Origin of the sequence: Lysinibacillus fusiformis, from assembly GCF_003049525.1 — a bacterium.
Classification (GTDB): Bacteria; Bacillota; Bacilli; order Bacillales_A; family Planococcaceae; genus Lysinibacillus; species Lysinibacillus fusiformis.
Window position 1 is genome coordinate 293,624 of record NZ_PYWL01000003.1, and the last position, 13,037, is coordinate 306,660.

Below are 13,037 nucleotides of genomic sequence, written 5' to 3' on the forward strand. Positions count from 1 at the left end.
AGAAGTGCAACTAAGCCTTCTGCTACGATCCTCTTATCTTATTCATCTTCATGATAGCGAAGCATACGATAACCGACCCGCACATGTGTCTGTATCAGTTTAGGCTGTGCTGGATCAGCTTCTATTTTTTTTCGAAGTGTCGCCATAAACACCCGTAAACTTGGAATATCTGATTGTAGAGCATTGTGCCAGATTTCCTTTAAAATAAAATTATGCGTTAGAACTTTCCCAACATGCTTGGATAAAACAACTAAAAGTTTATATTCAATAGGCGTGACATGTATTTCTTTGCCATTTATTAATACTGTTTGATCTACATAATTAATTTGAAGATAACCATTGGTAAAAGTTGAATTTTCCTGTTCTGGTGGATGTTCATAGGCTGCTCTCCTTAAAGCAACACGAATTCTTGCTAATAATTCTTCCACACTGAATGGCTTCGTGACATAATCATCTGCACCTGCATCCAGGGCGTTAATCTTATCATATTCTTCCCCGCGGGCACTGACGACAATAATGGGCGTTTGAGTCCAGCTTCTAATTTTTGTAATAAGCTCTACACCATCTATGTCCGGTAGTCCTAAATCCAAAATATAAACATCTGGTTTCATGGTAATAGCCTTTTGAAGTGCACGATTCCCATCTTGGGCAATGTCGAATTCATACTGCTGGGTAGCTAATGTCATTTTTATTAAATTAGCAATGGCCACATCATCTTCTACTACTAGAATTCGTTTATTCATCAAATTTTTTACTCCTTTTTCAGTGAAAAGTTAAAAATTGTTCCTTGAGGTTTATTATCTGTAACAGTGATGTGACTACCATGTAATTTTAAAATTGTTTGACACAGGGCTAAGCCTAAACCGAGCCCACGTCTACTATCACTGCGTTGTACCTTGCCAGTCGTAAACGGCTCAAACAAGCTACTCTTTAAGGAATCATCAATTCCTGGTCCATTATCTGAAATACTGAAATTTACTAAACCATCACATTCCTTCACCAAAATAGTAATGTCACTACCTGGGGGTGTGTAGGTCAATGCATTATCGATGATATTGATGAAAACCTGTATGATCAATCTAGCATCCATTAGGCTTAATAAAAATTCTGGTTCTATTTGATAGGATATTGTATGCGAGCTATTTTGGTGAACAACATGGGAAAGAGCCTCTTGAATAATATCTTCTACTAATTCTAATTGCATTTCTAAAGCAAATTGTCCATCCTCTAGCTTAGAAACCGCTAGTAGGTTTTCAACCATTTGTACAAGCCATTTCGAATTATTATAAATATCCTCATACAATTTATTTTTTTCACTATCGGGTATTAGAGGTGCGTTGTTTAGTAAGATATCCGCATTTCCAGAAATAGCAGTGAGCGGTGTTCGAAGGTCATGAGACACTGCCCGTAAAAGGTTAGCTCGCATCTGTTCCATTTCAGCTTCTCGCGCAACTTCTTCGTGGAGCTTCTGTAAATACCATTTATCCATTGCGAATGAAAAATCATTAATGATGGCATGCAAAATATTGCGTTCAAATGCAGGAAGTGGCAATAGTTTAGACAGTGCAATACCTATAACCCCTTTCACATTTCCATTAGAAATAACGGGTATATAGTAAGCATTCACTTCAGGAAATATATCTGTGGATACACCAGCTACATGCTTATTATTCGTCACCCAGCTCACAACGCCATGCTCATTTGGGTTATTAAAAAGCGTAGCTATTTTTTGATTTTCAATTGTAGAGATTTTCTCCGTACGAAAAAAAGTAGATTTCCCAATTACCTGATTGTCTATTTCAAAAAATTGCACTGGTTTTTCTACTAATTTGACAATTTGAGTCATGCCTTCCGTAATAATTTCCTCAATAGACTTTGCGTGTTGCAGTCTACGATTTGTTTCAAGTAGTACTTCCATTCGATAAGATTTTCGTATAGCTATAATCGTTTGCGCCTTGATCTTTTTCGTTAAGCTACTAGTAATTACGCCAGAGAGAAACATGATAAAAAAAGTCATAGGATAGTCACGATGATACGCATCAAATGAAAACCGTGGCTCTGTAAAAAAATAATTAAAAAGTAAAACAGCAACGATGGAACTAATAATGCTCATTATCCATCCTGATGACCAAATAGCAAGAATGAGAACACCTAGAATATAAATGGTTATGATATTAGGCTCGCTAATATCAATTGAATACAAATATAGGCCGACTATGGATATTACGCTAAATACGATAAACATTTTAAATAGATCCAGCCATTCAAATGCTAGTTTATTTTTGATATTAGGAAAGTAGAATTGTTCATTTTCTTGATCGGGCACTATGTGTATAGATAAATTCGGCACATATTCGTTCAGGCGATCACTAATTTTCGTGTTTGGCTGCCACCATTTTTTTCTCATACTTGATCGACCGATGACAAGTTTAGTAACACCACTAATTTGAGCATAGTTGGCAAGGGCGGCAGCTACGTCATCTTCTTGAACAATGACAACATGGCCGCCAAGCTGTTCTACTAGTTTGATATGTTGTTGTAGGCGTTCAGAATCAGCATGATTTCTTTCATGCGCCTGCATGTTTTGAACATAAAGAGCTGTAAATTTGCCATGCAATGCTTGAGCAAGTCTTGCAGTAGTCCGAATCACCTTTGCATTTGTAGGAGAACTACTGATACCTACGAGTAAGTGTTCTTCGATTTGTACATAGTTTCTGACAGATTCATTACTGTTTAATTGTTGATAGTTGATGGTATCGGCTGTTCGCCGTAATGCGATTTCACGTAGCGATACTAAATTTTGCTTACGGAAAAATGAATGCAAAGCTTTCTCTGCCTGTTGTTTACCATATACCTTCCCATTTTGCAGACGTTGAATTAATTCGTCTGGTTCAATGTCGACAACCTTTATTTGCGCGGCTTGATCGATTATATAATCAGGGATACGCTCCCGCACTTTAATCTCAGTGATTTCTTCCACTAAATCATGAAGACTTTCAATATGTTGAATATTTACAGTTGTAAAAACATGAATCCCTTTAGCAAGTAGTTCTTCTACATCTCCAAAACGTTTCTTATGCCGCATGGTTGGCACATTAGAATGGGCCAATTCATCGATCAGAACAATTTCTGGTTGGCGCTGCAACACAGCATCTATATCTAATTCCTGAAATGTTTTTCCCTTATAGGTTATTTTCTTTGTAGGAATTTGCTCAAGTCCTTCTAGTAATGCTAACGTTTCTGGACGAGGATGCGGTTCCACATAGCCAACCACTACATCTTTACCAAGTTTTTGTGCCTGATGTGCCGCATCTAACATGGCATAAGTTTTACCTACCCCTGCAGCATAGCCGAGAAAGATTTTTAATTTCCCTATAGATTGTTCCTCCTGTTGAAGCCTCGCAAGTAACATCTCTGGAGTGGGACGTATATTTTCCATCCTCTTTCACCTCATTTGTATTATAGCGTTAACTTACATTAAGAAAGTGTAAAGATTTTGCTTCTTTATCCTTTCTTAATAGAAAAAAGGATTTCCTAACACTACATTAATTTCAAAGTCAGTATGATGAGAGCATCCTTAAGGAGAAGGGGTGTTACGATTGATGGATTTTTTTATGATGGGCTTACTGATCATAAGCTTTGCATGTGTTTTGGCGTTAACAGTATGGTGCTACAAACTAGTAGAAAAGTAACGAGGAGGAAGTCAATTTGTGGATTTTTATGGGAGTAGTACTAGTATTTCTTTTTGGTTATTTAGGGCATGCATTACTGTACCCAGAAAATTATTAAAGGCAGGGAGGACACACTATGTGGCAAATAGCCATCGTATTGATAATTTATTTACCGCTCGTTATCTTAACGGGACATTATTTATATCGGGTTACATTACAACAAAAAACATGGCTTGATCCTCTATTAGATAAAGTAGACGCAGCAATTTATAAAGTTTGCGGCATTAAACGAGCTAATATGACGGGCAAAGAATATGTACTTTCATTAATTATTTCAAATGCCATGATGGTGTTTGTGGGATATATCATACTACGCATTCAAGCATTACTATTTTTAAATCCAAATAATATCAACAATATGGAAGCTACCCTTTCGTTTAACACGATTATTTCATTTATAACGAATACAAATCTTCAGCATTATAGTGGTGAATCTGGACTCAGCTATTTATCACAGATGCTAGTCATTACTTTTATGATGTTTACATCAGCAGCTACTGGCTATGCAGCTTGTATGGCTTTCTGTCGTAGGTTAGTGGCTAAAACAGATACAATAGGGAATTTTTTTGTCGATTTTGTTCGTGTTATTACTCGTATTTTAATGCCTTTTTCCATTGTTGTGGCTCTTATTTTAGTTTCTCAAGGATCACCACAAACCTTAAATGGCAATCAAACCGTACAAACAATTGAGGGCAAATTACAAGATATTGCACTTGGACCGATTGCTTCTCTTGAATCTATTAAACATGTAGGGACAAATGGTGGCGGTTTTAACGGAGCGAATTCAACAACACCTTTTGAAAATCCAACCGTTCTTTCCAATATAGTAGAGATGTTATCTATGATGCTATTGCCAGGGGCATGTGTTGTCGCGTTTAGTCTGATGGTTGTCTCTAGAAAAAAGAACACTATTTTTGGCAAACAAGGGCTGGCTATTTTTACAGCGATGAGTATATTGTTCCTCGTAGGATTAGTGACTGTGTACATAGCAGAGAAGGCTGGTAATCCATTCATTAGTGAACTCGGCATTACACAGGAGCTTGGAAGTATGGAAGGAAAAGAAATGCGCTTTGGGGTAGCACAATCAGCATTATTTACGACTGTTACGACTGCATTTACTACTGGGTCCGTTAACAATATGCATGATACATTAACGCCACTTGGTGGCCTCGTACCTATGTTTAATATGATGCTCAATGTTGTGTTCGGAGGTAAAGGCGTTGGGCTGATGAACATGATGATGTATGTTTTGCTGACCATTTTCATTGCCTGTTTAATGATTGGTCGATCTCCACAGTTTTTAGGTAAAAAAATTGAAGAAAAAGAAATGAAATTAATTGCTCTTTGTATTCTAATTCATCCTGCTATTATTTTGCTATTTTCAGCGCTTGCGGTTGCAACACCATCTGGGATAGCTGGAATAACGAATCCTGGGGCACATGGATTATCACAAGTTCTCTATGAATTCGCCTCTGCCTCAGCTAACAATGGCTCTGGCTTCGAAGGGTTAGCGGATAATTCAACTTTTTGGAATGTAACAACAGGACTGGCTATGTTCTTTGGTCGTTATGTAACCATCATCATGCAATTAGCTATTGCCTCTTTACTTGCTAATAAAGTAAGGCATAACGATTCACTAGGAACATTAAAAACAGATACGACTACCTTTACTTTTTTACTCGTTGCTATCGTGTTGATGATTGGTGCGCTGACATTTTTACCAGCTTTAGCACTTGGTCCGATTACAGAGCATTTACAACTTTATTCTTAATGAGGAGAGACACATATGGAAACAGCAAGAAATAGTTTGATGACTGGTGTCATACTAAAAAGAGCGTTAATAGATGCTTTTAAGAAATTCAGCCCCATATATATGCTGAAAAATCCTGTTATGTTTGTCGTAGAGGTAGGATTTTTGTTTGTGTTACTATTAGTTCTTTTTCCAAATATGTTTGGTAACGATGGTGGAGAACATGCACGATTATATAATGGGATTGTAGCGATTATACTCTTTGTTACGATTCTATTTGCAAATTTTGCAGAGTCGATTGCAGAAGGAAGAGGGAAAGCACAGGTTCAAACTTTAAAAAAAACAAAGACAGTGACAGAGGCACGTGTTTTGCTTAATGATGGCTCTGAAATTTTTAAACTGGCACATGAATTAAAAAAAGGCGACATCGTGTTAGTTCAAGCGGGAGAGATCATTCCTAATGATGGTGAAGTTATTGACGGAATTGCTACTGTAGATGAATCCGCAATTACAGGTGAATCTGCTCCTGTAGTGAAGGAACGTGGGGGAGATTTTTCGTCAGTTACCGGAGGGACGACGGTTACAAGTGATTGGCTGATAATTGAAATTACGTCCATGCCAGGTGAATCATTTCTAGATAAAATGATAACGCTTATTGAAGGAGCTAGCCGAAAGAAAACACCAAATGAAATAGCACTCAATACGCTTCTCGTAAGTTTAACGATTATCTTTCTATTAGTTGTAGTGTCACTCTATCCAATGACAATATATTTACATGTGCCGATTTCTATCGCAACATTAATTGCCCTGACAGTTTGTTTAATACCAACGACGATTGGTGGTTTATTGTCAGCGATCGGTATTGCAGGAATGGATAGAGTAACGCAATTTAATGTTATAGCGATGTCTGGTAGAGCGGTAGAGGCATGTGGAGATGTGGATACATTAATCTTAGATAAAACTGGAACGATCACGTATGGAAATCGCATGGCGGCTGAGTTTTTACCAGTAAAAGGGGTGGAAAGTAAGGATTTAATTCGAGCTGCATGGCTTAGTTCTCTAACCGATGATACACCAGAGGGGAAGTCTATTTTATCATTGGCCTGCGAATTAGGGGTAAATACGGACGGTGAAGAAACAATTATTAAGTCAAGTGAGCATATTCCATTTACCGCACAGACACGAATGAGTGGTTTAGATTCAGTGGATGGCACTAAAGTTCGAAAGGGAGCCTCTGATACGATAAAAAAAGAATGTATGAAAGCAGGACATAGTATTCCTAGCAATTTGGATCAATTGGTTCAACAAGTGTCTTCTGTTGGAGGGACACCACTGTTAGTAGCGTTAAACGATAAAATTTTAGGGGTCATTTATTTAAAGGATGTCGTCAAGGCTGGATTGAAGGAACGCTTTGATCAACTTCGTGCAATGGGCATTAAAACGATTATGTGTACGGGTGATAATCCACTTACTGCAGCAGCAATCGCAAAGGAAGCGGGAGTAGATAGCTTTATTGCAGAAAGTAAGCCAGAAGATAAAATTCAAGTGATTAAAGACGAGCAGGCACAAGGTAAAGTTGTAGCGATGACTGGTGATGGTACGAATGATGCGCCAGCACTGGCACAGGCGAATGTAGGGCTTGCCATGAATTCAGGTACAAATGCAGCAAAGGAAGCTGCGAATATGGTTGATTTAGATTCAAATCCAACTAAAATTATTGAAGTTGTCGAAATTGGCAAGCAGTTGCTAATGACTCGCGGTGCTTTAACTACATTTAGTATTGCAAACGATATAGCAAAATATTTTGCTATTATTCCAGCTATGCTAATGGTTGCTGTACCTGAGATGAAAGCATTAAATATTATGAATCTCAATTCACCTACTAGTGCCATTATTTCTGCCTTAATTTTTAATGCGGTCATTATTCCATTGCTTATTCCAATCGCCATGAGAGGCGTTAAGTATAAGCCAATGAGTGCCGCAAAATTATTAAATAAAAACTTACTTGTGTATGGTGTCGGTGGAATAATAGCCCCGTTTATTGGCATTAAAATCATTGATCTACTAGTAGGACCATTATTTCGTATAGTTGGATTATAGGGAGGAAGCTATATGCGGAAAATTTTTGAGAGCTCTAAGCAGGCATTACTTATGACAATAGCCATGTTCATTGTATGTGGTTTAATATACCCGTTCGCCGTGACAGCCTTAGCCCAAGGGGTATTTCATCAACAAGCAAATGGTAGTTTACTAGAATTGGACGGTCAAGCGGTTGGTTCTGAATTAATCGGTCAAAATTTTACTGCGTCAGAATATTTCTGGGGGCGTGTTTCATCTGTTAACTATAATGTTTATACGAAAGAGGATACGCTACCAGATGATAATGGCCAAGTGAACTACAGTGGTGTTAGCTCAGGTACATTTAACTATGCACCAACCAATCCAGAATTGAGAAAACGGATAGAGGCGGATATCGAGAAGTTTCTACTTGCAAATCCATCCGTACAACGACAAGATATACCTTCTGATTTAATGACTGCCTCAGGCTCAGGATTGGACCCACATATTAGTGTGAAGGCGGCACAAATACAAGTGGATCGAATTGCCCAAGCAAGTGGGCTTTCAAAGGAAGAAATTAATAAAATTATAGAGGCCAATATAGAAAAACGGACATTAGGCGTATTTGGAGAAGATAAGGTGAACTTCCTTATGGCGAATCTAGAAATTAGGGGAAAAATGGATAAAGCTAAAGATTAAAAAAACAGGTAGAGGGCTTCTCTACCTGTCACTCTATATATTAAGCTTGTGAATTTACAAGGATTTTAATATGGTTTTTCTCTTTCATTAATGCCTCGAAGCCCTCTGTTACGACTTCCTCAAGAGCAATACGTTTCGTCACAAGTTTATCAGCAGGGAAGTAGCCTTGCTTCATTAATTCCATCACCGCTGGGAAAATATCGCGATAAGCAATAATTCCTTTAACAGAACGCTCTGTTAGTACGATATTGTTTGGCAGAATAGAGGCGTCAGTTTCCCAAATAGAAACAATAATTGTTTCACCTTCAAATGTTGTAGAATCTATCGCTTGCTGTAATACGACTGGAACACCTGTTACTTCAAATGCTACATCAACGCCACCATTCGTTAATTCATGTAGACGAGCTACTGCATCTTCATCTTTAGGATTAATAACAGCTGTAGCACCAAGTTCTAATGCTTTAGCGGCACGCTCTGCTGAAAGCTCTACTGCATATATTTCGGACGCGCCTGCTGCACGTAACGCTTCAATAACAAGGAGCCCGATTGGACCTGTTCCAAAGACCGCTGCCTTATCGCCTGCTTTTAATTTGCTTTGGCGTACTGCATGAAGGGCTACCGCCGCTGGTTCGACCAATGCGCCTTGCTCGTAGGAAAGTCCTTCTGGCATTTTGTGAACCAATTTTTCGTCTACCATTGTATATTCAGAGAATCCTCCTCCACCGCCTGAAAGACCGTGGAAACCTAAATGCTTACAAATATTGTACTTACCTTTTTTACAGGCAGCACATTCGCCACATGATAGAATCGGTTCAACTACGACAGGATCTCCCACTTTTACGGATGTTACAGCATCACCAATTTCAACTACTTCGCCTGAGAATTCATGTCCCATTACAATTGGTGCGATATCTTTACTTACATAGTGAGGTTGCTCTACAGGAATAAAGATTGGACCAGCTGCGTATTCATGTAAATCACTTCCACAAATTCCTGTCCAATGTACTTTAATTTTTACTTTTCCAGGTGCAATGACTGGTTCTTCAATAGTTTCTACACGGATGTCTTTTGCTTTATACCATCTTGCTGCTTTCATAATCTATCAACCTCCTATAATATGTTACAGCCTCATCATAACATGTGGGAATAATGCTAATCATTAGCTCCCTATAAATTGACATAAAATTTACATATACCCAGCTTTTTCGAGTCTTGATACAGCGCTTTTTTGATTGCATATTCTTCGTATTTCAAGTACCTTTGATAAGGGCTTTGTTACGGTGATCATAAAACGATAAAATTATGTTTATGCTTGTAAGAATAGGATGTAAATATACCTTAAAGTTCGAATCATGGTACAATGAAAAAAGATGTTAGGAGGAACGAATGATGTCAAAATATACTGATTATAATTTTCAGCCATTTTTGCAGGACGCCATTGCAGAACTTGGCTTTACAGAACCGACACCAATTCAAAAAGAAATTATTCCATTATTACTAAAAGGGAAGAGTGCCATTGGACAGGCACATACAGGAACAGGGAAAACACATAGTTTTTTAATTCCGATTGTTCAACGTATCGATGTAGAGAAACAGGAAGTACAGGCCGTTATTACTTCTCCTACACGTGAGCTTGCACAGCAAATTTATGATGCATTAAGTCAATTAATAGAAGGAACTGCCATACAGGCAAAACTTTTTATTGGGGGTACGGACAAACAACGCTCTATTGATAAGTTGAAAACGCAACCTCAAATTGTTGTTGGAACACCTGGCCGTATTCGTGACCTTGTTTCAGCACAAGCGTTATTTGTGCATACGGCACCAATTCTAGTTGTTGATGAAGCAGATTTAGCTTTCGATATGGGCTTTATTGAGGAAATTGATGGATTTGCTTCCCAAATGCCAGAGAAACTTGAAATGTTCGTATTTTCAGCAACAATCCCAGAAAAGCTACAGCCTTTTTTGAAAAAATATATGGACGCACCTGTCCATGTTCACATGAATGATAAACGACCTGTGGCAGAGGGCATTGATTTTATGCTTGTACCAGTTCGTTCTAAATCACGAAATAAACGTTTATTAGAAGTCATCGAAGGCATCAATCCATTTTTGGCTGTTATTTTTACTAACACACGTAAAACGGCTGAGCATGTTGCTGGTTATTTAAATGAACATGGTATCCGTTGTGGACAAATCCATGGTGATTTAAGCCCACGTGACCGTAAGAAAATGATGAAGCAAGTTCGTGATCTCGAATATCAATATATTGTTGCTACAGATTTGGCGGCACGTGGAATTGATATTCAAGGAGTTTCTCATGTCATTAACTATGAAATTCCTGAGGACTTAGAATTCTTTATTCACCGTGTTGGACGTACAGCTCGTGCAGGTAATAAAGGAACAGCGATTACATTATTTGAGCCATCTGAAGAAGATGCAGTAGTACGTGTGGAAAAAATGGGTATCCCATTTGTACAAATGGACGTTAAAGATGGAGAATGGTCCGAGTTAAAAGAGCGTCATGCCCGTAAAAATCGTGTTAAACAAGAGAATGAAATAGATGTAAAAGCGAAGGCATTGGTCCGTAAACCTAAAAAGGTGAAACCAGGCTATAAGCGTAATATGAAATGGGAAATGGAAAAAATTAAAAAACGTGAACGTCGTTTAAAAGCGAGAGGAAAAAAATAGGGGGGCTTTTTACATGCTACTTGGCTCACACGTTTCGATGAGTGGGAAAGAAATGTTACTTGGCTCTAGTAAAGAGGCATTATCGTACGGAGCTAATACATTTATGATCTATACAGGAGCGCCGCAAAACACACGTCGGAAAGCGATTGCCGATTTGAACATTATGAATGGACTGCTTCATATGAAAGAGCATGGCATGACTAATATTGTCGTTCATGCTCCCTATATCATCAATATTGGCAATACGGAAAAACCAGAAACTTTTCGTCTTGGGGTAGATTTTTTACAGTCGGAAATTGAACGAACAGCAGCATTAGAGGCAACACAAATTGTCTTGCATCCTGGTGCACATGTGGGTGCTGGGGCAGATGCAGGGATTGCCAAAATTATTGAAGGCTTAAATGAAGTATTGTCGCAAGAATATCCCGTCCAAATTGCATTAGAAACAATGGCAGGGAAAGGAACAGAATGTGGCCGTTCCTTCGAAGAGTTAGCAAAAATCATAGACGGTGTCACTCATAACGAACGTCTTTCTGTATGTTTTGATACTTGTCATACACATGATGCTGGTTATAACATTGTCGAGGATTTCGATGGTGTTCTCAACGAATTTGATAAATTAATAGGTGTTGATCGTATCAAAGTTCTGCACATTAATGATTCAAAAAATGTGCGAGGCGCTGCTAAAGACCGTCACGAAAATATCGGTTTTGGTCACATTGGTTTTGATGCCTTGAACTACGTGGTCCACCATCCACAATTAATGGCGATTCCTAAAATTTTAGAAACACCATTCGTACCACTTGCTAGTGATGCCAAATCAAAATCAGCTCCATACAAAGCTGAAATTGATATGTTGCGAAGCAGTACATTTAAGCCTGAGCTTATCGAGGCTTTAAAAGGCTAACAAAGAAGCCCAACATCTAGCCACAGTGCTGATGTTGGGCCTTATTACGTTATTTTGTAAAAAGTGCGATTAGCTGACGAGAGCGCTTTCTTCCTAAAACAGCCTCCACTTCAACTAAAATATCTTTAGGAATGCCTAAGAAAAGCCAGGAGAATGAGAATTGCTCCAAATAAGGCCGAAGTTTTTTTACTTCAGAAGTTGTAATGTCAAAGCCCTCTTCACGAGCAATCGCGACAATTTCCTTATCCGTGCTTTGTGCCAATTGCTGTAAAAATTGAATACTCAAAGTCAATCCTCCTTTATAATGTGGTTGATCAAATGATTTAAACAGTCGCCATTTTCTCATTCAAAAAGTAGCTATCTTCTTTTCTTTACAAAAACTGCACTTTCCTATATACTTACAACTTGTAAATCGTAATGATTTTGAATTAGAAAGAAGCGATCATGCATGAAAACAACATTAATTGACATTGAAAATGTGTCATTTCAATATGACTATACACAAGTTTTAAAAAATATTTCCTTTCGTGTAGAAGAGGGCGATTTTTTAGCGCTACTCGGCCCAAACGGTTCGGGTAAATCAACATTATTAAAAATCCTTTTAGGTTTATTAAAGCCTCTTTCGGGAGAAATAAAGCTTTTTGGTGAACCAAGTGCAACTTTTAAACATCGAGAATGGATCGGTTATGTTTCGCAAAAATCCAATGCCTTTAATTCAGGGTTTCCAGCAACCGTGCAAGAGGTCGTGAAAAGTGGATTAACGAAAAAATTAGGGCTTTTTAAAAGACCAGGACGAGAAGCTAAAGGAAAAGTTCGAGAAGCATTAAAGGCAGTTGGTATGGATGCATTTGAACATCGTAATATTGGTGAACTATCAGGTGGACAACAACAACGAGTTTTTATTGCGAGAGCTTTAGTCAGTGATCCCAAATTACTTATTTTAGATGAACCGACTGTTGGTATTGATCACGAGAACGTGCAGTCATTTTATGATATGCTGGCGAAATTAAATCGGGAACAGGGAATTACAATGATTCTTGTCACACATGATGTCGATACCGTATCTAATCGCATTAGCCATGTGGCTTGTTTAAATCAAACCATTCACTTCCATGGCTACAAAAATGAATTTGATAATATTTCTCAGGGTGCGCTAGATGCTTGGTATGGCCATTCTGTAAGAAAGATTCATTAGAAGGAG

Annotated in this window: 10 protein-coding genes; 6 read left to right on the forward strand and 4 right to left on the reverse strand. The window is 38.2% G+C overall.

Going from position 1 to position 13,037, the window contains the following annotated elements:
• Window positions 1-38 precede the first annotated feature (38 nt).
• Window positions 39-743: a response regulator gene (locus tag C9J29_RS10335; protein WP_107922102.1), complete on the reverse strand. Its 705-nt coding sequence runs from the start codon at window positions 741-743 to the stop codon at window positions 39-41.
• A gap of 8 nt (window positions 744-751) precedes the next feature.
• On the reverse strand, window positions 752-3,439 hold the full coding sequence (locus C9J29_RS10340) for a sensor histidine kinase (protein WP_107922103.1): 2,688 nt from the start codon (window positions 3,437-3,439) through the stop codon (window positions 752-754).
• Between the two features lie 368 nt (window positions 3,440-3,807).
• On the opposite strand from C9J29_RS10340, the gene kdpA reads away from it, so the two are divergent.
• From kdpA to kdpC, 3 genes are read left to right on the forward strand one after another with little or no spacing between them, the layout of a single operon-like run.
• Complete coding sequence (gene kdpA, locus C9J29_RS10345; RefSeq protein ID WP_107922104.1) at window positions 3,808-5,502, forward strand: potassium-transporting ATPase subunit KdpA; 1,695 nt, start codon at window positions 3,808-3,810, stop codon at window positions 5,500-5,502.
• A 15-nt stretch (window positions 5,503-5,517) separates the two neighbouring features.
• Entirely contained in the window at window positions 5,518-7,581 is a 2,064-nt protein-coding gene (gene kdpB / locus C9J29_RS10350; protein ID WP_107922105.1) for a potassium-transporting ATPase subunit KdpB, read from the forward strand.
• A 12-nt stretch (window positions 7,582-7,593) separates the two neighbouring features.
• Complete coding sequence (kdpC, locus tag C9J29_RS10355) at window positions 7,594-8,238, forward strand: potassium-transporting ATPase subunit KdpC (protein ID WP_107922106.1); 645 nt, start codon at window positions 7,594-7,596, stop codon at window positions 8,236-8,238.
• A 40-nt stretch (window positions 8,239-8,278) separates the two neighbouring features.
• On the opposite strand, the gene C9J29_RS10360 is transcribed toward kdpC, so the two are convergent.
• On the reverse strand, window positions 8,279-9,334 hold the full coding sequence (locus C9J29_RS10360) for a 2,3-butanediol dehydrogenase (protein ID WP_090002533.1): 1,056 nt from the start codon (window positions 9,332-9,334) through the stop codon (window positions 8,279-8,281).
• A 293-nt stretch (window positions 9,335-9,627) separates the two neighbouring features.
• Here C9J29_RS10360 and C9J29_RS10365 point away from each other — a divergent pair, with 293 nt between their 5' ends.
• Window positions 9,628-10,929: a DEAD/DEAH box helicase gene (locus tag C9J29_RS10365; protein ID WP_089986133.1), complete on the forward strand. Its 1,302-nt coding sequence runs from the start codon at window positions 9,628-9,630 to the stop codon at window positions 10,927-10,929.
• A 13-nt stretch (window positions 10,930-10,942) separates the two neighbouring features.
• Window positions 10,943-11,836, forward strand: coding sequence for a deoxyribonuclease IV (locus tag C9J29_RS10370; protein ID WP_008178406.1), 894 nt, complete (start codon window positions 10,943-10,945; stop codon window positions 11,834-11,836).
• A 49-nt stretch (window positions 11,837-11,885) separates the two neighbouring features.
• On the opposite strand, the gene C9J29_RS10375 is transcribed toward C9J29_RS10370, so the two are convergent.
• Window positions 11,886-12,122 (reverse strand): Nif11 family protein, encoded by a 237-nt coding sequence (locus C9J29_RS10375; RefSeq protein ID WP_012295215.1) that lies wholly within the window; start codon window positions 12,120-12,122, stop codon window positions 11,886-11,888.
• A 162-nt stretch (window positions 12,123-12,284) separates the two neighbouring features.
• On the opposite strand from C9J29_RS10375, the gene C9J29_RS10380 reads away from it, so the two are divergent.
• The gene (locus tag C9J29_RS10380; protein WP_089986131.1) at window positions 12,285-13,031 is read left to right on the forward strand and encodes a metal ABC transporter ATP-binding protein; all 747 of its coding nucleotides are present in this window, start codon (window positions 12,285-12,287) and stop codon (window positions 13,029-13,031) included.
• Window positions 13,032-13,037: the final 6 nt, after the last annotated feature.